The following is a 20,562-nucleotide window of genomic DNA, read 5'->3' as shown; positions in this document are numbered from 1 at the left end:
TTTCATGAAGAGGATTTTTATATGCTAAAAACGAAACTAAAACAATGCTAGCTTTCTTGATCCTTTTTAGGACAAATAGTACACGACAATCCACATTGCGAATCGTTCTGTGAGCCGCTGCATCCTTGTGGAGACGAAATTCCACCTTTAATCACATCTTCGCGTAAATCTGAAATGATCTTCTTGTTCAGTCGTAACGATTTTAAACTTCTTTTTTTCATAATAAAATTTTTAAAGATTAATAATGTAGTAAATTACAAATGTAGAAGCGTATTTTAGTAAGGGAACACCGTAAATCGTTCAAAATAAACACACTGCAATGCTTCGGTTTTAATACCAACATTCAACGTATCAAAAAGTGTCAGAAAATATCCAAAATCCAAAACACATGAAAATACGGGTTGCTAAATACAAAAGCATGGCTTACTTTTATGCAAAATAAAAACAAGCATGTTACGCAGCACCATCAAAACACTTTCCACGACCATTCTCAACAATCAATCTAACTTTGACACCATCAAAAATTCGATTGACGAAATTCATAAACACTATCTAGAAACAACCAATATTGGCGATTTAGGAGAAGGAATGCAACACATGGCAGCGGTTCCAACAGCAAGTGGAATGGCACTATCGCTCAATCACGCCGCAGCCTGCTTACTCGATTATCGCAGAACCGCAAAATTCTTAGATGGAATGGTAGCGCTCATTCGCGAAAAACAACAACAATTTCCTAACGAAACTATTAATATATTCTATGCAGGTTGCGGACCATACGCGCCTTTTGTAACTTTAGTTGCACCTTTATTTGATGCTTCGGAAGTGCAATTTACCTTGCTCGAAATCAACGCGGCTTCCATAAACGCAGCAGAAAAATTGGTGAAAGCATTGGAACTGACAGACTATATAACAGAATTCCATACGTCAGATGCCGTTACCTTTCAAATTCCAAATGCCAAAAAATACCACATTCTCTTCAGCGAAACACTCGATGCGTTGCTGTACAGAGAATCCTATGTGCCAATACTTTGGAACATGTTGCCACAACTCTCAGAAAACTGTTCGGTCATTCCCAACAATGTCATCGTGCAAGCAAGTCTCACCTTTCCTCAAAAAGAAAATGAAGACACACGCAAAGAAAAAGAAGCAGCCACAATCATTGACGTACGTGAAGCCGTAAAAGCAAATGGCGGAAACCAAGAACTTCCACAAACATTTGCACCCACAACCATCAATTTGGCAGATGATCAGCAATATTACACCATGATTATCGACACCAAAGTACACATCTACAAAGACATTTGGTTGTACAGAAACGAATCGTCACTCAGCATTCCGCTCGAAATGGAAATTCAATATCCACTAGAAGCACCAAAAGTAACATTATACTATCAACTCAAACCATCTGTAGAATTAAAACTGCAAAACTAAACCTAATTCGGGTATTAGGTGTTCGGTCTTGGGTTTCTTAATTTACCCAACATCCAAAACCCAACACTGCCACATTGAGCGCAGTCGAAATGCAACTCGAAAACGTTATCGTTCAAAAATCACTAAAAAATACTTGCATCTTCTCCTTGGATGCCGTTTCTTTGTAACAAATAGTTCATATATGTATTGACGTTATCAAGAAAGGCTGAGGGAATAGACCCGTTGAAGCCTTAGCAACCCTTTACACTTAAAGAAGGTGCTACGTTCTACTGCAAAAGCAGATAGATAACCCTGCGAAATTCGCATCAATTTCTCAATCTTTTTTGATAACACTAACTAGGGCGTTACCCTAAAGGGTCAGGCTATCCGCTATATCTTTTTAAAGAGAAACGTCATTGCGAGAATTTTTTTAAAAATTCGTGGAAATCTGTGTATTAAAAAAACAGATTACTTCGTCGATTCCTCCTCGTAATGACGATTCAAAGCTTTAAAAAGGATGTCGCTGCTATCCTTAACGCCAAAGTCCCATGACAATGGGAATCTAACAAAACGGAGATCTAACGAAAATTAGGAATCTATAAAAAAACAACAAACAAAGCCCGCTGAGCAAAGCCGAAGCAAAAACAAAAATGAAAAATATCTGGAACGAAATAGAAAAACGCATCCTTGTCCTTGACGGTGCCATGGGAACCATGTTGCAAGCCTACAAATTCACAGAAAAAGACTTTCGTGGCGAACGCTTCAAAGACTTCAAAGTGCCGCTACAAGGAAACAACGATTTGCTCTCCATCACGCAACCACATGCCATCAAAGAAGTACATGCAAAATACTTTGCGGCAGGTGCCGACATCGTAGAAACCAATACATTCTCTGGGACTACCATTGCCATGGCAGACTATGAAATGGAAGACATCGTATACGAACTCAACTACGAATCGGCAAAAATTGCCAAAGAAGTTGCGGACGAATTCACCGAAAAAGAACCTCACAAACCACGATTTGTTGCAGGTTCTATCGGCCCCACCAACAAAACGGCAAGCATGTCCCCCGATGTAAACGATCCAGGATATCGTGCGGTTACTTTCGACGAATTACGCATCGCCTACAAACAACAAGTAGAAGCATTAATAGATGGTGGCGTAGATATATTACTCGTAGAAACAGTTTTTGATACACTCAACGCAAAAGCTGCTTTATTCGCTATCGAAGAAGTAAAAGCAGAAAGAAACATCAAAATTCCAATAATGCTTAGCGGCACCATTACAGATGCGAGTGGGCGAACACTTTCGGGACAAACCGCAGAAGCGTTTTTGATCTCCGTTTCACACATTCCGTTACTCTCAGTAGGATTCAACTGTGCCTTAGGAGCCAACCTATTACAACCACACTTAGAAGCCATTGCCAACAAAACGGACTTTGCAGTATCTGCGCATCCAAATGCAGGATTGCCAAACGCTTTCGGAGAATATGACGAATCACCAGCTGAAATGGCACTTCAAATTGAAGAATACCTAAAAAAGAACCTTATCAACATCATTGGTGGTTGTTGCGGTACCACACCAAGTCATATAAACGCCATCGCGGAAGTCGCTGCGAAGTACAAACCACGTGAAATGGTTGCTAGTTGTTAGTTATTTGTTGTTAGGGATAAAATAAGAATCAGATGAAATCATATACAGAATTAGAGGTGTGGATGCAAGCGAGAGTTCTAGTGAATGCTGTATATGAACTCACAAAAAAGTTTCCTAAAGAGGAAGTTTTTGGAATCACAAGTCAAATAAGAAGAAGTGCAATTTCAATACCTTCTGATATTGCAGAAGGTTGCGGAAGGAGTAGTACAAAAGAAACGATACATTTTTTGTTCATAGCTAGAGGTTCTCTGTATGAATTAGAGACGCAATTATATCTATCAAACGATCAAAAATATATAACACAAGAAGAATTAGAAAAAATTCAACAGCAAGTAATAGCTTGTAAAAAGTTGTTAAATGGATTTATCAATTATTATAAAAAAAGATAAAAGCTCTAACAATGAGCAACCAGCAACTAACAACTAAATAAAAAGAGAAAAGATAATGCGAGATTTTGAGCAAACGACCAACAACGAACAACCAACACCCAACAACCAAGCGAAGCGCAACCAAACCAAATTCATGCGCCTTTCAGGTTTAGAACCTTTAGTCCTAAATGAAAATAGCAACTTTGTCAATGTTGGAGAACGTACCAATGTGGCAGGTTCGCGGAAGTTTTTGCGACTCATCAAAGAGGAGAAATTTGACGAAGCCTTGGCAATTGCACGTCATCAAGTAGATGGTGGCGCACAAATCATCGACATCAATATGGACGATGGTTTAATTGATGGAAAAGAAGCAATGGTAAAGTTTCTAAATCTCATCGCTGCCGAACCTGATATTTGTCGTGTGCCGATTATGATTGACAGTTCCAAATGGGACATCATTGAAGCTGGATTGCAAGTCGTACAAGGAAAAAGTGTGGTGAATTCCATTTCGCTCAAAGAAGGAGAAGAAAATTTTATTAGAGAAGCGACGCAAATCAAACGGTATGGAGCAGCGGTCATTGTGATGGCTTTCGATGAGGTTGGACAAGCAGATAACTACGAACGCCGATTGGAAATTGTAAAACGCTCGTATGATGTATTGGTGAACAAAGTAGGATTTCCAGAAGAAGACATCATTTTCGATTTAAATATATTTCCAGTTGCTACTGGAATGGAAGAACACCGCAAAAACGCCATCGACTTTATAGAAGCGACACGTTGGACGCGCGAAACCTATCCAAACGTAAGTGTGAGTGGCGGTGTGAGTAACGTGTCATTCTCATTTCGTGGAAACAATGCCGTACGTGAAGCCATGCATTCGGTATTTTTATATCATGCCATTCAAGCTGGAATGAACATGGGAATCGTAAATCCTACCATGTTGGAAGTCTATGACGACATTCCAAAAGATTTACTAGAACATGTAGAAGATGTCATTCTCGATCGTCGCGATGATGCTACGGAACGTTTGTTAGACTTGGCAGAAACCTTCAAAGGAGTTAAAAAAGCAGATACCGCAGCGGTTCAAGAATGGCGTAGTTACGAATTGCAAGAGCGTATCACACATTCGCTCGTTAAAGGAATTGACAAATACATTGTTGAAGATGTAGAGGAAGCACGCCAACAAGCCGAAAAACCGATTGAAGTGATTGAAGGAAACCTCATGATCGGAATGAATGTCGTAGGAGATTTATTTGGCTCTGGGAAAATGTTCTTGCCGCAAGTCGTAAAATCGGCACGTGTCATGAAAAAAGCCGTTGCCTATCTAAATCCTTTTATAGAAGCCGAAAAAGGAGAGCAACAGCAAGCCATTGGAAAAGTATTGATGGCAACCGTAAAAGGAGATGTACATGACATTGGAAAAAACATTGTAAGTGTCGTTCTCGGTTGTAATAACTACGAAATTGTCGATTTAGGTGTAATGGTGCCACCAGAAAAAATCATAGAAACTGCCAAAGTGGAAAATGTAGATATCATTGGTTTGTCAGGATTGATTACGCCTTCGCTAGATGAAATGGTGTATTTGGCAAAAGAAATGGAACGTCAAAATCTGAACATTCCGTTATTAATTGGTGGCGCAACAACGTCCAAAGCACACACAGCAGTAAAGATTGATCCAGAATACAAAAACGCAGTCGTACACGTCAACGATGCATCAAGAGCGGTGACGGTTGTGGGCGATTTGCTAAACAAGAAAAAATCGAAAGACTATCGCGATAAGTTAAAGCAAGATTACGACGAATTCCGTGAAAAGTTTTTAAAACGAAAAGAGAAAAAATCATACATCTCGTTGGAAGCGGCGAGAGCAAAAAAATATCCGATTGACTGGGAAACGAGCAATATTGTAAAACCAAGAGAATTGGGTATTCAGAAGTTAACACAGTTAAGTTTAAAAGAACTCGTTCCGTATATAGATTGGAGTCCGTTTTTCCGTTCGTGGGATTTGCACGGGCGTTTTCCTAACATTCTAACGGATGAAGTTGTGGGCGAACAAGCGACACAATTATATGAAGATGCCACAAAAATGATTGAAGAAATCATTGCGAAACAATCGCTAAAAGCCAAAGCCATTTTTGGACTGTTTGAAGCGAATTCGGTAAATGATGATGATATTTCTATTCAGAAAAAAGGAAAAGAAATTGCGGTGTTTAGAACGCTTCGTCAGCAACAAGACAAGCGCGCGGAAGTTCCAAATATCGCATTGGCAGATTTTATTGCACCGAAAGAAACGGGCAAGCAAGATTATATGGGCGCGTTTTGTACGGCGATTTTTGGTGCAGACGAATTGGCAAACAGTTACAAAAAACAGCACGACGATTACAATGCAATTATGGCGCAAGCCATTGCCGATCGTTTTGCAGAAGCGTTTGCAGAATATTTGCACAAACAAGTCCGAACGAAACATTGGGGATACGCTGCCGCGGAAGATTTATCAAATGAAGAATTGATCAAAGAAACGTATAAAGGAATTCGTCCTGCGCCAGGATATCCAGCCTGTCCCGATCATTTGGAAAAGGAAACCATTTGGGAATTGTTGGAGGTAGAAAACGTCATTGGAGTTACCTTAACGGAAAGTTTAGCGATGTGGCCAGCCGCAGCAGTTTCGGGGTATTATTTTGGGAATGAAGAAGCTAAATACTTTGGACTCGGAAAGATAAAGAACGATCAAGTGGAAGATTTTGCGAATAGAAAAGGAATTACGGTAGAAAAAGCACAAAAATGGTTGCATCCGGTATTGGCGGATTGATTTTATTTCGATTGTGCTTGATGCGAGCCGTTTCATAAATGATGTTGATTTTGTGATGTGAGTTTGAGTTTCTCACTTTCGTGTGAACTTGGCGTTAGTGATAGGAGTGGCATCCTTTTTAAAGCTATGAATCGTTATTGCGAGGAGGAACGACGAAGCAATCTGTGTGTTGAAAAACTGGTTGAACAAATTTTTTGAAAGTTGCTAGTACATACAAACTGTTTTAAAAAGATATAGCGGATAGCACGACCGACGGGAACGCCCTCGATGAATTTTAAATGCTAAATGTTAAATATCGAATCAAGAACCAAATTGACAAACATACAAACTGACAAATCAACAAATAAAAAAAACATAAGAACCGAGTACCCAAGTCTCAGTACTAACATCTAACAAAACATGAAAGTAACAGAACATATAGCGCAATCGGAAGGGAAAACCTTGTTTACCTTTGAAATTTTGCCACCGTTGAAAGGACAAGATATTCAATCAATTTTTGACAATATTGATCCGTTGATGGAATACAAGCCGCCGTTTATTGACGTCACGTATCATCGAGAAGAATACACGTTTAAAGAGTTGGAAAACGGCTTATTGAAGAAGCAAGTGGTAAAAAAACGCCCTGGAACGGTTGGAATTTGCGCCGCGATTCAGAATAAATATCAGGTTGATGCCATTCCGCATATTTTGTGTGGTGGATTTACGAAAGAAGACACGGAAAACTTTTTGATCGATTTGGATTTCTTAGGAATAGACAATGTGGTCGCGCTTCGTGGCGATGCTGTAAAAAGCGAAATTTATTTTAAAGCGGAAAAGGAAGGACATCGCTATGCGTCTGAATTGGTAAGTCAGATACAAGACTTAAACAACGGAAAATACTTGGATGAAGAATTGCAAAATTCGTCCAAAACAGACTTTTGTATTGGTGTTGCGGGATATCCTGAAAAGCACATGGAAGCGCCGAGTTTGGATTCGGACATTCACTTTTTGAAGAAAAAAATAAAAGCAGGTGCCGAATACATTGTGACACAGATGTTTTTTGACAATCAGAAGTTTTTTGAGTTTGAAGAAAAATGCAGAACCGCAGGAATTACAGTGCCAATTATTCCAGGATTAAAACCAATTGCGACCCGAAAACAGTTGAATATGATTCCACATCGTTTTCACGTAGATTTACCAGACGATTTGATTATGGAAGTTGTGCATTGTAAAGATAACAAAGCAGTGCGTAAGGTAGGAATTGAATGGTGTACTCAGCAAAGTAAAGAATTGGTAGCGGCTGGCGTGCCGATTTTGCATTATTATTCTATGGGAAGATCGAGCAATATCAACGCGATTGCGAAAGAGGTATTTTAATAAAATTAAAGTATACAAAAAGCTGTCTGACGTTTCCAAACATTTCAGACAGCTTTTTTTTGCTATTTTCTATAAATTTCCTGACGGATCAAAAATTCCGCAGTTTCTATTTCCGTAGCACATCGAATAATCCACGGTTAAACACCAGTTGTCAGATTCGCATAAATACACAGATTGCCAAGGATCGTTTCCTCCTTTTAAATTAGTTGCACTTAAATTAGAAACGGGTGCTTTTTTTAAACTTAATTTCTTGATAGATTTTTTTTTCATGAGTATAGTTTTTGGTTTGTTGGGAAGGTAAGCAATCGCAAAAATAATTTAGTATATTTTCACAGTACTAAAAGTATGTGATCTCTGTATTTAAAAGGATAAAAAGAAAAGAGAGGAACTTTAGCTCCTCTCTTTTATTACATAATTGAATAGTTAGGTTACATATGAGTCGGTTCTCGGATCAAACAAACCAAAATTCTGCTTCCATAACTTTTGCAAATAATTGGTTTCCCAACTACTTACGCATTCGCTTATGTAAATTGAGTCTCTAAATCTGCTTGATGTGAAACGCGTTCAAAGCAGACACAGAAATTTTTTAATTTCAACATAAGAATTGACTTTTTTTCATGGTTGTAATTCTTAGATGACTGTTAACATAAATTGGTTCTCGGATCAAACAAACCGCAATTTAAGTTGCCATTACATCTGGTTACATTGATAGTTTCGCAAAAATTATTTACAGACTCACATATATAAATGGAATCGCCTAATCCACCTTTCATGCTGTAGGCATTCAGCGTAGAAACAGACGATTTTTTTAATTTTAATTGTTTGATTGATTTTTTCTTCATGGTGTTATTTTTTTAGAAACTTCCTCCTTGATCTGTTGGAAAAGGATAGATTTGACAATTTAATTCTCCTCTACATCTAGTAAAGTCAATAGTTTCACAAATTTCTTGCGATCGACAAATAAATTGAGATGTTGGATCTGTTCCACCTTTTACAGCGCTTGTATTTAACTTAGATACAGAAGCTTTGTGTAAGGATAGCTTTTGAATTGATTTTTTTTCACAATTGAGGGTTTTTTACATCACTAAAAAGTGGTGTGTTTTTTAAAAATTTTGATCTGTTGGAATTTTGTAAATTTGACATTGATATTCGCCTCTACACGCCGAATAATCAATGGTTTCACAAAAGTTGTTTGACGGACAAAAAAGAGTACCAGTGTCGTTTCCTCCACTAATTGCATTTCCGTTAAGTGTAGAAATTGACGATTTTTTTAATTTTAATTGTTTGATTGATTTTTTCTTCATGACTTTTACTTTAACGTGACGAAGGTAGAAAAATCGTCAGTAAAACAGTGTTGGTTTTACATTACCAGAAGTACGTGTTCGCTGTATTTAACATTTGCGCATAAAAAAAGAGGAATGCCTTAAATTCCTCTTTTTAACTAAACATAAAATCGATTATTTTAGAAATCAGTTTTGTCAATTGCTTCGAAAAGCAATATATCATAGCATCGCAAATAGTCTATTGGTGCATTAAAGTTAGAAACTGTAAAGCAACTAAAATTTAATGAATCATAAACAATAAAAAAGCAATCGAAAACTTTCTTACTCGCAATAGGTATGTTTTATATTTGTATTATTTGGTTGGTGTAAATCTACTAAAAAGCAGAATGTTATCATGCAGGTTTTACAGTACTTTCACTACGTGATTGCTGTAAGTCAAAAAATAAACATACGTCACGACTCAATAAAGTCGCCTTTTTAGTACATTTTTTTTATTAAAAATTAGCGTTGTGGCTCTGTATAAATCTGACAGATAAATTCTCCATTACATGCTGTGTAGTCGATGGTTTCGCAGAAATTTCTGGAAAAACAAGGGAAATTAGTTTGTGCATCACCTCCTTTTGTAGCATTGACACTCAAGTTTGAAACAGCCGCTTTTTTGAATCTTAATTTCTGGATGGATTTTTTTTTCATGATAGAGGGTTTTTAGGTTTTAACAAATGTATGGAAACAAAACAGTTATTAGTAGCGGTTTTCCAATACAAGAAGTATGTGGATGCTGTAGTTAACATTAGAAACGATTTTGCGTAGAAAAGTATCAGAAATAGAACCATTTTTAAAATATAAACTACATTTGTCAACGCAATGAAAAAAGTAGTATTCCTCATATTTCTATATTCGTGTTTCTGTATTGCTCAAGAAAACACCGCTAAAAAACAACAATCGCCCAAAGCGGCTACGATTGATGTGAATTATTTTAGCGGAAGCATTGCACGTCATAACGACGATATTTTACACTTGATTACAGGGCATCCAGAAGGATTTATTGTCAGCTATAATCAAAAAACGTTTGGCTATGACGATTGGTCGCAGTTTTACAACTATCCAGATTATGGGTTTTCGCTGAGTTATCAAAACTTACAAAATGAATTCTTAGGAGAAAACGTAGCGTTGTATGCACACTATAATTTTTACTTTTTAAAGCGAAACATCGTATTGCGCATTGGACAAGGAATTGCATATACCACAAATCCGTACGACAAAGTAACTAACTTTCGAAACATAGCATTCGGTTCACGCTTGATGAGTAGCACGTATTTGATGCTCAACTACAAAAAAGAAAACCTATTCAAGCGTTTTGGAATCCAAGCAGGATTATCGTTTATACACTATTCCAACGCCAATGTAAAAGCGCCAAATACAAGTATCAACACATTAGCTTTCAATGTTGGTGTCAACTATAACTTAGACGATACTTCTTTGGTGCACTATCAAAAAAATGAAATCACGCAAAATTATAAAGAACCGATCAAGTTTAACTTTGTCTTGCGTGCTGGAGTCAACGAAAGTGATGCGATTGGTAGCGGTCAATACGGTTTTACAATCCTTTCTGCGTATGCAGACAAACGTTTGGGGCGAAAAAGTGCTGTGCAACTCGGAACCGAAGTATTTTTTGCTAACTTTTTAAAAGAATGGATTCGCTATCGTTCCATCGCTTTCCCAGATGGAGAAGTGCAAGGCGATGAAGATTACAAACGCGTAGGTGTTTTTGTGGGACATGAATTATTCATCAACAAACTATCGGTGGTTACCCAATTAGGGTATTACGCATATTATCCAGTAGATTTTGAAGGAAGAACCTATATTCGTATTGGAATGAAACGCTATTTTGGCAAAAAATGGTTTGCAGCAATTACACTCAAATCACATGCAGCCAAAGCGGAAGCGGTAGAATTTGGTGTCGGAATTAGATTGTAACAATTTAAAAATAATGGACTCTTTACATAACAATCAAAAAAACAAAAAGATGAAAAAAAGAGTCGCATACTGTACGTTCATACTATTCATGATATGTCAATTTGGAATGGCGCAACTAGCACCAGAAGAAACCAAAGTTCCAAACAAGCTTGGAATTAAAGAGGACAGTGAAAAATATCCTGCATCAAGAGGAATACTTTTTGGAGTGCATGGCGCACGTGAAACCATGTTCGAACTTGGGTATTTTAATTACAAATGGGACTATGTGGGTTATGGAGATATAGGAATGGGATATTCCATATCCACGGAACATTACATCAACCATAACTATATAATTGCTCCAAAAATAGCAGGGTTTTCAAATATATGGGGCATAAATATGGGAGCAGCGACAGTATGGTATTTTGACATGGAAAAAAATAATAGTTTCAGAATACGTCCAGAAATTGGAATAGGTTCAGGAAATTTTAAATTGACCTATGCTTTTAATATGGCAATAACCAATAAAGACATGCGAAATGTAAGTAAGCACATGGTGTCTGGAATTTACTTTATAAACTTTAATAGAAAAGCAAAGAAGGTAAGGTTGTGAAGGTGAACAACTAAATCTCATAAAATAATAATGAAAAAACTATATTTCATACTACTTATACTATGTATTTCTTGTAATTCAGAAGATGCCAACGATTGTTTTCAAACTTCTGGAAACATAATTTCAGAAGAAATCAGCGTGACAAGTTTTTCTAAAATTGAAGTGGGAGAAAACATTACGTTGGTTATAAAAGAAGGCGAAAGACATCAAGTTACGGTAGAAACAGGGAGCAATCTTTTAAATGATGTGGATATCAATGTAGTAGGAGAGACCTTGTTTTTGAGAGATACTAACAATTGCAACTACTTCCGCGATTACGGAGTAACAATCATTCATGTAACGGCACCAAACATTATAGAAATTGTTAGCAAAACACAATTTGAAGTACGTTCAGACGGAATACTCACATTTCCAATACTCAAACTCATCTCCGAAAATTTTACCAACGACAGCGCTGCTTCTGGAAACTTTATATTGCAAGTGCAAAATCAGGAATTGCAGATTGTGTTCAATAACCTATCAAATCTATTTATTTTGGGAAGTACAGATGATTTTATCATCAGTTTTCCTGGTGGAAATTCAAGAATAGAAGCGGCTGATTTTATGGCAAGCAAAGTAATTATATCTTCTCGTGGAAGTAACGATATCATCATCAATCCGCAACGAGAATTACGAGGCGATATTTACGGAACAGGCGATGTTATTGCCGTCAATCGTCCGCCAATTGTGGAATTCATAGCGCACTACACAGGTCAGCTTGTATTTAATTAAGGAAAGTATTGAGTATTGAGAAATGAGTATTGAGAATTGAGTATTGAGTTTTTTCAAAGAAAATAATACTCAATAAGAAGCACCAATTTTAAAACGAAACAATTTAAAATCTAACATTCAAGAAGCCGTCAACTCCCGAAACAAACTCTCCAAATTCTTATTCTTCTGATTAATCTGCAAGGTTTTCAAGCTATGATCATGTGCAAAATCAAACACAGCAGGACGCATATCTTTGGTGGTGCTAAAGGTAATTTCATATACCAAACCATGTGTGTTGACTACTTGAACGACATGTGGAAGCTGTTCAATCAACACATCTTCAATGCGGTAATCAAACTCTACCTCAATCACTTGATCTTGATTCTTCTGAAGTTTTGCCAACGTTGTATCTGCCACAATTTCGCCTTTATTAATAATAATCACACGATCGCAAATGGCTTCTACCTCTTGCATAATATGTGTAGAAAGAAAAATGGTTTTCTCCTTTCCAATCGAAGTAATCAAATTCCGAATTTCCGTCAACTGATTCGGGTCCAATCCAGTCGTCGGTTCATCCAAAATCAATACTTCTGGATCGTGCAATAGCGCATTCGCCAAACCTACACGCTGGCGATATCCTTTCGACAATTCACCAATCTTCTTTTTCGCTTCTGGTGTCAATCCTGTCATTTCTATCACCTCGTTAATGCGCGATTTTGGTGTTTTATACACATTTGCGTTAAACGCTAAATACTCGCGCACATGCATATCTAAATACAACGGATTATGCTCTGGCAAATAGCCAACACTCTTCTGTACATTGCGAGCTTCGGTTGTTGTGTCAAAGGCATTCACAGAAGCCGTTCCGGAAGTCGCTTTCAAATATGTGGTCAAAATCTTCATCATGGTAGACTTTCCTGCGCCGTTTGGTCCCAAAAAGCCAACAATTTCTCCTTTCGTTACTTGGAAAGAAACTGAATTCAAGGCTTTCTGCTCGCCATACACTTTCGTGACATTTTCTACTACAATAGACATATTATACCAATTTGAAAATCAAAATTACATAAATTTTTATCAGTATTTCTTTAGTTTGAATTAAATAAAAACAAAAAAAACTGCGGTTTGTTGATAAAAACGTTTTTCTGCAAAAAATATTGGCAAACGATTTTGAATCTAAAAATTAATCTATACTTTAGCTGTAACAAAATGAAAAACAACATGTTTCATACAAACTATTTTTGGCAAGGGTATTTTTACTTCTTTTATGGAAAGAAGTCGGAGCTCATTGTTGTATAGTTTAGTGTAAAACAAATAACATATAAAAAAGTTCCGAAATATATTCGGAACTTTTTTTTTTGAGTAAAAACGAATGTCACATACCATCGCCATACAAGGAATATTAGGATCTAACCATCACAAAGTAGCACAGCTATATTTTGGAAACGAAATACAGTTGGACGAATGCTTATCTTTTGATGCGCTCGTAGATAGCTTGATTCATGAGAAAAGTAACTACGCTATTATGGCATTAGAGAACACGATTGCAGGTTCTATCATTCCAAATTACGCACTCATTGATGAACACAACATTCACATTAACGGCGAATATTACCTAAACATTCATCATCACTTAATGGCGTTGCCAAATCAAACCATTCAAGACATTACGGAAGTTTGCTCGCATCCAATGGCGTTGTTGCAATGCAAAGAATTCTTCAAGCAATATCCACACATAAAACTGGTAGAAGATGTAGATACGGCGGCTGTTGCCAGAAGAATTCAAGAACAACAACAAAAAGGAATTGCCGCAATTGCTACCAAAACCGCAGCAGAATTATTTGAGCTGCAAGTGCTTTCAGCGGAAATTCAAACGATCAAAACCAATGCGACACGTTTTGTGATTCTGCAAAAGCAACCACCAACAAACGGCATTGATCAAATAGACAAAGCTTCCTTGCGATTCGTCTTAGATCACAAAAGAGGAAGTTTGGCAACCATTCTCAATGTCATGAGCGATTGCAAACTGAATCTCACAAAAATACAATCCTTACCCATTATTGAAACACCTTGGAAATACGCCTTTTTTGTCGATGTTACGTTTGAAGCGTACGAAGATTATAAAAAAGCAATTTCCATCTTAGAAATAATGTCCACAAGTCTCAAAATCTTAGGAACCTACAAAAACCAACGAAACGCATGATTCCTGCAAAACGCATACATACGGTTGAAGAATACTATTTCTCTCGAAAACTACGAGAAGTACGCGGCTTGGTAACGGCTGGCAAATCGATCATCAATCTCGGTATCGGAAGTCCCGATTTGCAACCACCAACAGTTGTAGTAACTGCTTTAGAAGCGAGTCTGCACGACGAAACAGCACACAAATATCAAAGCTATCAAGGAATTCCTGCGTTGCGAAATGCGATTGCAGATTTCTATCAAAAAAACTACAAGGTTTCGCTCAATGCAGATACGGAAGTATTGCCATTAATGGGAAGTAAAGAAGGCATCATGCACATTTCTATGGCGTATTTGGATGAAGGCGACGAAGTATTAATCGCGAATCCAAGTTATCCAACGTACACTTCCGTGACGAAACTGTTAGGCGCGATTCCAAAATATTACAATCTCAGTGCAGACAATGATTGGTTGCCAAATTTAGAAGCGCTAGAAGCACAAGATTTGAGCAAAGTAAAACTCATGTGGATCAACTATCCACACATGCCCACAGGTGCCAAAGCACCGAAAGCATTCTTTGAAAAACTAATTGCATTTGCCAAAAAGCATCAAATTCTGCTCATCAACGACAATCCGTACAGCTTTATTCTCAATGAAGAGCCGTTAAGCATTCTGTCAATTAATGGCGCAAAAGAAGTAGCGTTAGAGTTAAATTCACTGAGCAAATCGTTCAATATGGCTGGTTGGCGCACAGGCATGGTCATGGGAAAAGCGGAACACATTCAACATGTATTAAAAGTAAAAAGCAACATGGATTCGGGCATGTTTTACGGAATTCAAAAAGGTGCCATTCAAGCGTTGGCAAGTTCCAAAGATTGGTTTATAGAATTGAACAAAATTTACGAAAAACGCCGTAAACTCATTTGGGAATTAGCGACCAAATTACAATGTGAGTTTGACAAAGAAACCGCAGGAATGTTTGTGTGGGCAAAATTACCAGAAAACAATCAGTTGTCGTCAGAAGCGTTTGTAGACAAGCTATTATACGAAAAAGACGTATTCATTACGCCAGGAAGCATCTTTGGAACACAAGGTGAAGGCTATGTGCGTTTTTCACTCTGTGTTACAGAAGAAAAAATAAAAGAAGTCATTCAACGAATCTGACATGGAAAAGCAACTAGCAATCATACACGCATACATTGATGCATACAATAACTATGATATCTCAGGAATGATACAAAACATGCAGTCTGATATCATTTTTGAAAACTATGATGCTGAAGAATTAACGCTTTCTACAAAAGGAATTGAAGAATTTGAAACGCAAGCTAAAAAAGCAGCAACGCTATTTTCAATGCGAAACCAACAAATAAAAGGAATACTAAAAAACGAAGCAGAAAACACTATTGAAGTGTCAATAACATATCAGGGGATTTTTGCAGTTAACATGACGGAAACGCTAAAAAAAGGAACTAAAATTACACTTGAAGGGAAAAGTATTTTTTACTTCTCTGATGAAAAAATAAATAAAATAGTAGACAAAAGTTAATATGAACGTATACATCATCGGAATCGGACTCATTGGCGGAAGCATGTCGCTGGATATTCAATCAGCATATCCCGAAGCAAGCATCTATGGAATTGATGTAAACGACGCGCATTTAGAAGAAGCACTGCAAAGACAGCTAATTCATGAAAAAGCGACGCTTCAACATGTGCAAAATGCAGATATTGTCATCATCACCATTCCTGTACATGCGTCCATCGGAATTATCACGGAAGTGTTAGATGAAATTAACGACAACACGTTGGTGATCGATGCAGGTTCTACCAAAGAAAAAATTTGTCAAAGCATTGCAAAGCATCCAAAACGGCGCAACTTTTTGGCAGCGCATCCCATTGCGGGAACGGAATTTTCAGGACCGTCAGCAGCAATTCAACGGTTGTTTGATGGCAAAACCAACATCATTTGCGAAGTGGAAAAAACGGCGTTCAGTCTGCAAGAAAAAGCACTGGAATTATTTAAAAATCTAGGCATGCGCATTCGCTATATGGATCCAAAATCGCACGATAAGCACATTGCGTACGTTTCGCATTTATCGCACATTAGTTCGTTCATGCTAGGAAAAACGGTCATTGAAAAAGAAAAAAACGAACGCGATATTTTCGATTTGGCAGGTAGTGGATTTGCTTCCACCGTGCGTTTGGCAAAAAGTTCACCAGCCATGTGGACGCCGATTTTTGAACAAAACAAAGCCAATGTCATTGAAACCTTGGACGAATATATACAAAACTTGCAGGAATTTAAAAGCCTGATGGTGCAAGACAATTTTGAAGGAATTTATAAAGAAATGGAAAACACAAATCACATTAAAAAAATACTAAAAGGATTGGAATGACAATTTGGGCGTTTTAACGGGCTTTCGGCTATATCTTTTTGCAAAAGGATACCGCCTCAATCCCTAACGCGGAACTTCCAACGAAAGTGGAAATCTCAAAGAAACGATAATGAATCAAAGGGAAACTCAAAAAAAAATTGACGAATCAACAAATAGACAAATCAACAAATAGAAAAATAGACAAAAGACAATAAAAAAATAATCATGGAAAATAAAAAAGAACTCAGAAGCTGGTTAAATAACTTCGGATTGGAACATCCGATTGTAATTGCAGGACCATGCAGCGCCGAAACGGAAGATCAAGTATTGAACATTGCACATCAACTTAAAGATACGGATGCAACTGTATTGCGTGCAGGAATTTGGAAACCACGTACACGTCCTGGAAACTTTGAAGGTGTAGGCGCATTAGGATTAAAATGGTTGCAAAAAGCCAAAGAAGAAACGGGAATGTTAACAGCTACGGAAGTTGCCAATGCAACACACGTACGTTTGGCATTAGAACACGATATTGATGTATTGTGGATTGGCGCACGCTCAACGGTGAGTCCGTTTATTGTACAAGAAATTGCAGATGCGTTAAACGGAACGGACAAAATTGTCTTGGTAAAAAATCCTGTAAATCCAGATTTAGCCTTGTGGTTAGGTGCAATTGAACGGTTACATTCGGCCAATATTGATAAATTGGGTGTGATTCACAGAGGATTTTCAACCTATGAAAAAACACGTTACCGAAACAATCCGGAATGGCAAATTCCGATCGAATTGCAAAATCGTTTCCCAGATTTACCATTAATTCTAGATCCATCGCACATTGCAGGTCGTAGAGATATTATTTTCGATTTGTGTCAAACGGCTTTAGATTTAAATTATGACGGATTGATGGTAGAAACACATTTCGATCCAGATAATGCGTGGAGTGATGCCAAACAGCAAATCACACCAAACCGTTTGGTAGAAGTGATGGACGATTTAAAAATCAGAAAAGCAACAGATACGGAAGCAAACTACCGAAATGCATTAAACACATTGCGTACGCAAATTGATGTCATTGACCATCAGTTGATTGAAACCTTAGGGAAACGTATGAAAGTGGCGGACAAAATTGGAGAACTCAAAAAAGACAAAAATGTTGCCATTTTACAAACCAGACGTTGGAATGAAATTTTAGGAAAAATGATTCTCGAAGGCGAGCAAAATAAATTGAGTGAAGAATTTGTATTGCGTATTTTTAAAGCCATTCACCAAGAATCAATCAATCATCAAGAGAAGATTATGAATCAGTAATTTTCTTAAAAATACATTAGGAAATTAAAGAGGCTGTCTCAATATTAAGACAGCCTCTTTTAGTATATTATACCAATTTACACATAAAATGATGTTTATAAACTCGTTCATTTGGTAGTCTAGTTCTTTGCGAATACTTTTCGTAGCTACGGCTATGCAAATCATTCACAGCATCCTATACTGCCAAAGTTACTTCGTATCCAAAACACCATTTTAAATGTAAATTGGTATTATACCAATTCTATACATTGCAGATTATAGTATAATTGGTATTGCTAGCATCCAGCCGAAAAAGGGCACGTAACGCCAGGCGTTGTCCAATCGAGACAAGTGCCATCAGGACACCACTCACAGCAAATTCTGCCACGCATTCCAATAATACTTTTTTGTGTTGACTTTGTAAGTGTATTTACACCTTCTAATTTTAAAATGTTTTTTAACATGATTTATATTTTAAGGTTAACAATCTTTTATAGTACTAAAAACTATTTTTTATTTGCTACGGTAACGCCTTACTTAACAAGATTCTAACATAATTGAAAATTATAATTCAATTATAAAAGCTCTAAAAATATGCGCAAATCTTAAAATAGCTATTTCTTTGAAAAGCAAGCAGTAAAGCTTTGTTATTTTTAAGAATAATCTTGATCTTTGCCGTAATGATAGGAACTGTTTATAAATCTACGGGAAGTTGGTATTTGGTGAAAACCGAAAGTGGTGCGGAGTACGAGTGTAGAATTAAAGGAAAATTTAGACTTAAAGGCATTAAAAGCACGAATCCTATTGCGGTTGGTGACAAAGTGAATTTTACACTTGAAACAAAAAACAACACCGAAACAGGAATTATCGACGAAATTTTTGATCGTAAAAACTACATCATTCGAAAATCGGTCAACCTTTCCAAACAAACACATATCATTGCTGCAAATATTGATCAGGTATTTTTATTAATTACCATAGACAATCCGCCAACATTTCCAAGTTTTATAGATCGTTTCTTGGTCACCGCAGAAGCCTATTCCATTCCGTGCGTATTGGTTTTCAATAAAATAGATTCTTACACAGAAATTGAACGCCGCGCTGAGGTCATGTATCTCAAAGATATTTATGAAAACATTGGCTATGAATGTTTGGAAATATCTGCCAAAGAGCAAAAAAATATAGACGCCATTAAAGAACGCATGAAAGGAACTGTAAGCATGTTTGCGGGACATTCAGGTGTTGGGAAATCTACCTTGGTGAATGCGATTTCTCCTGAACTCAACTTAAAAACCAAAGAAATTTCCGAGCAACATAAGCAAGGTCAACACACCACAACCTTTGCAGAGATGTTCGATTTGGAATTTGGAGCCAAAATAATTGATACACCAGGCATCAAAGGGTTTGGAATTGTAGACATGGAAAAAGAAGAAATTGGCGATTACTTTCCAGAATTCTTCGCGCTTAAAAACGAATGTAAATTCAATAACTGCATTCACATTGAAGAACCAAAATGTGCCATAAAAGCAGCAGTTGAAGAAGGTTACATCGCTTGGTCGCGCTACAAAAGCTACATGCAAATGATAGAAGGCGACGAAAATAACTATCGCGTAGACGAATTTAAAGAGCAATAATCTTTCTTTTCAAAATGTATATAGATGAAATAATTTTTTCTTTACAGTTTATTCCTTTAGTTTGGTTTTTGTTCTTAGATGAAGAGATTTCGAACAAAAAAAAGGTGTTTCTGAAATTTGTGTTGATTTCAATAATAATTTTGATTTTCGGAATTGTTTATGAAAATTACATCGGCAAATCTAAGACGTCACTTGTGTATTTTGGTTCTCAAATTACATTTACCTATTTATTGTTGTACAAAATAATCCAAATTCCATACGATTGGATTTTCAAAAGAAGGCCTGAAATTTCAGCAATACCTAAAAAAAATATAGACATCATTCCGTCATTAATTATGATAGTAGGATCTATAACTTTGCCAATTATAATAGATAGTTTTATCATTCGAAAGTTGATCTAAAAAAGCATTAAAAATGAAAGCAGTTATACAAAGAGTTACAGAAGCCAGCGTTACCGTTAATCAAAAAAAAGTAGCCAATATTGGTTGCGGATTGCTCATTTTACTAGGGATTGAAAACGAAGATACACAGGAAGATATCACATGGCTTTCCAATAAAATAGCGCGCTTGCGTATTTTCAACGATGAAAATGGTGTGATGAATACTTCCTTGTTAGATGTTGATGGCGAAGCAATTGTCGTTAGTCAATTTACCTTACATGCAAGTACGAAAAAAGGCAACCGTCCGAGTTACATCAAAGCTGCAAAACCTGATATTTCCATTCCGATGTACGAAGAATTTGTGGCGCAATTGGAAAAAGATTTGAACAAAAAAGTACAAACAGGAATCTTTGGTGCCGATATGAAAGTAGCATTGCTCAATGATGGACCTGTTACCATTAGTATTGACACAAAAAATAAAGAATAATATCACGTTTATAAACATTTTGTG

At 36.9% G+C, this 20,562-nt stretch carries 22 protein-coding genes and 1 riboswitch; of the genes, 15 read left to right on the top strand and 7 right to left on the bottom strand.

Annotated features, from left to right (window positions below):
- Positions 1 to 47: 47 nt before the first annotated feature.
- Positions 48 to 221, bottom strand: coding sequence for a hypothetical protein (locus tag KORDIASMS9_RS22990; RefSeq protein WP_162819712.1), 174 nt, complete (start codon positions 219 to 221; stop codon positions 48 to 50).
- 229 nt (positions 222 to 450) lie between these two features.
- Between KORDIASMS9_RS22990 and KORDIASMS9_RS01320 the strand changes: the two genes are divergently transcribed.
- From KORDIASMS9_RS01320 to metF, 5 genes are all read left to right on the top strand, one after another.
- Complete coding sequence (locus tag KORDIASMS9_RS01320) at positions 451 to 1,431, top strand: phytanoyl-CoA dioxygenase (protein WP_114901113.1); 981 nt, start codon at positions 451 to 453, stop codon at positions 1,429 to 1,431.
- 189 nt (positions 1,432 to 1,620) lie between these two features.
- Positions 1,621 to 1,723, top strand: a riboswitch (SAM riboswitch).
- Positions 1,724 to 2,060: 337 nt separating this feature from the next.
- A complete protein-coding gene (locus tag KORDIASMS9_RS01315; protein ID WP_114901112.1) occupies positions 2,061 to 3,062 on the top strand; it encodes a homocysteine S-methyltransferase family protein in 1,002 nt (333 codons plus the stop codon).
- Positions 3,063 to 3,094: 32 nt separating this feature from the next.
- Complete coding sequence (locus tag KORDIASMS9_RS01310) at positions 3,095 to 3,451, top strand: four helix bundle protein (RefSeq protein ID WP_114901111.1); 357 nt, start codon at positions 3,095 to 3,097, stop codon at positions 3,449 to 3,451.
- Between the two features lie 55 nt (positions 3,452 to 3,506).
- A complete protein-coding gene (gene metH / locus KORDIASMS9_RS01305; protein ID WP_114901110.1) occupies positions 3,507 to 6,236 on the top strand; it encodes a methionine synthase in 2,730 nt (909 codons plus the stop codon).
- Positions 6,237 to 6,635: 399 nt separating this feature from the next.
- A complete protein-coding gene (gene metF, locus KORDIASMS9_RS01300) occupies positions 6,636 to 7,592 on the top strand; it encodes a methylenetetrahydrofolate reductase [NAD(P)H] (RefSeq protein ID WP_114901109.1) in 957 nt (318 codons plus the stop codon).
- Positions 7,593 to 7,661: 69 nt separating this feature from the next.
- Here metF and KORDIASMS9_RS01295 read toward each other — a convergent pair whose 3' ends face one another.
- The 4 genes from KORDIASMS9_RS01295 to KORDIASMS9_RS01275 all read right to left on the bottom strand — a co-directional run bounded on the left by KORDIASMS9_RS01295 (position 7,662) and on the right by KORDIASMS9_RS01275 (position 9,568).
- A complete protein-coding gene (locus tag KORDIASMS9_RS01295) occupies positions 7,662 to 7,862 on the bottom strand; it encodes a class I lanthipeptide (RefSeq protein WP_114901108.1) in 201 nt (66 codons plus the stop codon).
- A 371-nt stretch (positions 7,863 to 8,233) separates the two neighbouring features.
- Positions 8,234 to 8,434, bottom strand: coding sequence for a hypothetical protein (locus KORDIASMS9_RS01290; RefSeq protein WP_114901107.1), 201 nt, complete (start codon positions 8,432 to 8,434; stop codon positions 8,234 to 8,236).
- Between the two features lie 261 nt (positions 8,435 to 8,695).
- Positions 8,696 to 8,896, bottom strand: a complete 201-nt coding sequence (locus KORDIASMS9_RS01280; RefSeq protein ID WP_114901106.1) for a hypothetical protein — start codon at positions 8,894 to 8,896, stop codon at positions 8,696 to 8,698.
- A gap of 480 nt (positions 8,897 to 9,376) precedes the next feature.
- A complete protein-coding gene (locus KORDIASMS9_RS01275) occupies positions 9,377 to 9,568 on the bottom strand; it encodes a hypothetical protein (RefSeq protein WP_114901105.1) in 192 nt (63 codons plus the stop codon).
- A gap of 171 nt (positions 9,569 to 9,739) precedes the next feature.
- Between KORDIASMS9_RS01275 and KORDIASMS9_RS01270 the strand changes: the two genes are divergently transcribed.
- From KORDIASMS9_RS01270 to KORDIASMS9_RS01260, 3 genes are read left to right on the top strand one after another with little or no spacing between them, the layout of a single operon-like run.
- On the top strand, positions 9,740 to 10,852 hold the full coding sequence (locus KORDIASMS9_RS01270; protein ID WP_114901104.1) for an acyloxyacyl hydrolase: 1,113 nt from the start codon (positions 9,740 to 9,742) through the stop codon (positions 10,850 to 10,852).
- Between the two features lie 49 nt (positions 10,853 to 10,901).
- Positions 10,902 to 11,444, top strand: coding sequence for a hypothetical protein (locus tag KORDIASMS9_RS01265; protein WP_162819711.1), 543 nt, complete (start codon positions 10,902 to 10,904; stop codon positions 11,442 to 11,444).
- Positions 11,445 to 11,474: 30 nt separating this feature from the next.
- Entirely contained in the window at positions 11,475 to 12,215 is a 741-nt protein-coding gene (locus KORDIASMS9_RS01260) for a head GIN domain-containing protein (protein WP_114901102.1), read from the top strand.
- A 117-nt stretch (positions 12,216 to 12,332) separates the two neighbouring features.
- On the opposite strand, the gene gldA is transcribed toward KORDIASMS9_RS01260, so the two are convergent.
- Entirely contained in the window at positions 12,333 to 13,229 is an 897-nt protein-coding gene (gene gldA, locus KORDIASMS9_RS01255; RefSeq protein WP_114901101.1) for a gliding motility-associated ABC transporter ATP-binding subunit GldA, read from the bottom strand.
- A gap of 334 nt (positions 13,230 to 13,563) precedes the next feature.
- Here gldA and KORDIASMS9_RS01250 point away from each other — a divergent pair, with 334 nt between their 5' ends.
- The 5 genes from KORDIASMS9_RS01250 (at position 13,564) to KORDIASMS9_RS01230 (ending at position 18,058) form a co-directional block, all read left to right on the top strand.
- Entirely contained in the window at positions 13,564 to 14,394 is an 831-nt protein-coding gene (locus KORDIASMS9_RS01250; protein ID WP_114901100.1) for a prephenate dehydratase, read from the top strand.
- Positions 14,391 to 15,536, top strand: coding sequence for a pyridoxal phosphate-dependent aminotransferase (locus KORDIASMS9_RS01245; protein ID WP_114901099.1), 1,146 nt, complete (start codon positions 14,391 to 14,393; stop codon positions 15,534 to 15,536). Before KORDIASMS9_RS01250 ends, KORDIASMS9_RS01245 begins: the two co-directional genes overlap by 4 nt.
- 1 nt (position 15,537) lies before the next feature.
- Positions 15,538 to 15,921, top strand: a complete 384-nt coding sequence (locus tag KORDIASMS9_RS01240; protein ID WP_114901098.1) for a nuclear transport factor 2 family protein — start codon at positions 15,538 to 15,540, stop codon at positions 15,919 to 15,921.
- Between the two features lies 1 nt (position 15,922).
- Entirely contained in the window at positions 15,923 to 16,771 is an 849-nt protein-coding gene (locus KORDIASMS9_RS01235; RefSeq protein WP_114901097.1) for a prephenate dehydrogenase, read from the top strand.
- A gap of 204 nt (positions 16,772 to 16,975) precedes the next feature.
- The gene (locus tag KORDIASMS9_RS01230; protein ID WP_114901096.1) at positions 16,976 to 18,058 is read left to right on the top strand and encodes a bifunctional 3-deoxy-7-phosphoheptulonate synthase/chorismate mutase type II; all 1,083 of its coding nucleotides are present in this window, start codon (positions 16,976 to 16,978) and stop codon (positions 18,056 to 18,058) included.
- A 275-nt stretch (positions 18,059 to 18,333) separates the two neighbouring features.
- Here KORDIASMS9_RS01230 and KORDIASMS9_RS22985 read toward each other — a convergent pair whose 3' ends face one another.
- Positions 18,334 to 18,501 carry a hypothetical protein gene (locus KORDIASMS9_RS22985; protein ID WP_162819710.1) on the bottom strand — a complete coding sequence of 56 codons (168 nt, stop codon included), beginning with the start codon at positions 18,499 to 18,501 and terminating at the stop codon, positions 18,334 to 18,336.
- A gap of 216 nt (positions 18,502 to 18,717) precedes the next feature.
- Here KORDIASMS9_RS22985 and rsgA point away from each other — a divergent pair, with 216 nt between their 5' ends.
- Both rsgA and dtd read left to right on the top strand, forming a co-directional pair.
- Positions 18,718 to 19,671 (top strand): ribosome small subunit-dependent GTPase A, encoded by a 954-nt coding sequence (gene rsgA, locus KORDIASMS9_RS01225; protein WP_114901095.1) that lies wholly within the window; start codon positions 18,718 to 18,720, stop codon positions 19,669 to 19,671.
- A 414-nt stretch (positions 19,672 to 20,085) separates the two neighbouring features.
- Entirely contained in the window at positions 20,086 to 20,538 is a 453-nt protein-coding gene (dtd, locus tag KORDIASMS9_RS01215) for a D-aminoacyl-tRNA deacylase (RefSeq protein ID WP_114901093.1), read from the top strand.
- Positions 20,539 to 20,562 lie beyond the last annotated feature (24 nt).

This window comes from Kordia sp. SMS9, from assembly GCF_003352465.1.
Classification (GTDB): Bacteria; Bacteroidota; Bacteroidia; order Flavobacteriales; family Flavobacteriaceae; genus Kordia.
The sequence above is the reverse complement of the archived record's forward strand: the minus strand, read 5'-3'. Positions and strand labels throughout refer to the sequence as shown.

What these genes read in the sequence shown, in the direction of transcription:
- KORDIASMS9_RS22990 (WP_162819712.1), bottom strand. Translation starts at nt 221, where the DNA reads ATGAAAAAAAGAAGTTTAAAATCGTTACGACTGAACAAGAAGATCATT.
- KORDIASMS9_RS01310 (WP_114901111.1), top strand. Translation starts at nt 3,095, where the DNA reads ATGAAATCATATACAGAATTAGAGGTGTGGATGCAAGCGAGAGTTCTA.
- KORDIASMS9_RS01280 (WP_114901106.1), bottom strand. Translation starts at nt 8,896, where the DNA reads ATGAAGAAAAAATCAATCAAACAATTAAAATTAAAAAAATCGTCAATT.
- KORDIASMS9_RS01295 (WP_114901108.1), bottom strand. Translation starts at nt 7,862, where the DNA reads ATGAAAAAAAAATCTATCAAGAAATTAAGTTTAAAAAAAGCACCCGTT.
- KORDIASMS9_RS01235 (WP_114901097.1), top strand. Translation starts at nt 15,923, where the DNA reads ATGAACGTATACATCATCGGAATCGGACTCATTGGCGGAAGCATGTCG.
- metF (WP_114901109.1), top strand. Translation starts at nt 6,636, where the DNA reads ATGAAAGTAACAGAACATATAGCGCAATCGGAAGGGAAAACCTTGTTT.
- metH (WP_114901110.1), top strand. Translation starts at nt 3,507, where the DNA reads ATGCGAGATTTTGAGCAAACGACCAACAACGAACAACCAACACCCAAC.
- KORDIASMS9_RS01270 (WP_114901104.1), top strand. Translation starts at nt 9,740, where the DNA reads ATGAAAAAAGTAGTATTCCTCATATTTCTATATTCGTGTTTCTGTATT.
- KORDIASMS9_RS01230 (WP_114901096.1), top strand. Translation starts at nt 16,976, where the DNA reads ATGGAAAATAAAAAAGAACTCAGAAGCTGGTTAAATAACTTCGGATTG.
- KORDIASMS9_RS01260 (WP_114901102.1), top strand. Translation starts at nt 11,475, where the DNA reads ATGAAAAAACTATATTTCATACTACTTATACTATGTATTTCTTGTAAT.
- KORDIASMS9_RS01275 (WP_114901105.1), bottom strand. Translation starts at nt 9,568, where the DNA reads ATGAAAAAAAAATCCATCCAGAAATTAAGATTCAAAAAAGCGGCTGTT.
- KORDIASMS9_RS22985 (WP_162819710.1), bottom strand. Translation starts at nt 18,501, where the DNA reads ATGTTAAAAAACATTTTAAAATTAGAAGGTGTAAATACACTTACAAAG.
- KORDIASMS9_RS01240 (WP_114901098.1), top strand. Translation starts at nt 15,538, where the DNA reads ATGGAAAAGCAACTAGCAATCATACACGCATACATTGATGCATACAAT.
- KORDIASMS9_RS01290 (WP_114901107.1), bottom strand. Translation starts at nt 8,434, where the DNA reads ATGAAGAAAAAATCAATCAAACAATTAAAATTAAAAAAATCGTCTGTT.
- KORDIASMS9_RS01265 (WP_162819711.1), top strand. Translation starts at nt 10,902, where the DNA reads ATGAAAAAAAGAGTCGCATACTGTACGTTCATACTATTCATGATATGT.
- KORDIASMS9_RS01320 (WP_114901113.1), top strand. Translation starts at nt 451, where the DNA reads ATGTTACGCAGCACCATCAAAACACTTTCCACGACCATTCTCAACAAT.
- KORDIASMS9_RS01250 (WP_114901100.1), top strand. Translation starts at nt 13,564, where the DNA reads ATGTCACATACCATCGCCATACAAGGAATATTAGGATCTAACCATCAC.
- KORDIASMS9_RS01315 (WP_114901112.1), top strand. Translation starts at nt 2,061, where the DNA reads ATGAAAAATATCTGGAACGAAATAGAAAAACGCATCCTTGTCCTTGAC.
- dtd (WP_114901093.1), top strand. Translation starts at nt 20,086, where the DNA reads ATGAAAGCAGTTATACAAAGAGTTACAGAAGCCAGCGTTACCGTTAAT.
- gldA (WP_114901101.1), bottom strand. Translation starts at nt 13,229, where the DNA reads ATGTCTATTGTAGTAGAAAATGTCACGAAAGTGTATGGCGAGCAGAAA.
- KORDIASMS9_RS01245 (WP_114901099.1), top strand. Translation starts at nt 14,391, where the DNA reads ATGATTCCTGCAAAACGCATACATACGGTTGAAGAATACTATTTCTCT.
- rsgA (WP_114901095.1), top strand. Translation starts at nt 18,718, where the DNA reads ATGATAGGAACTGTTTATAAATCTACGGGAAGTTGGTATTTGGTGAAA.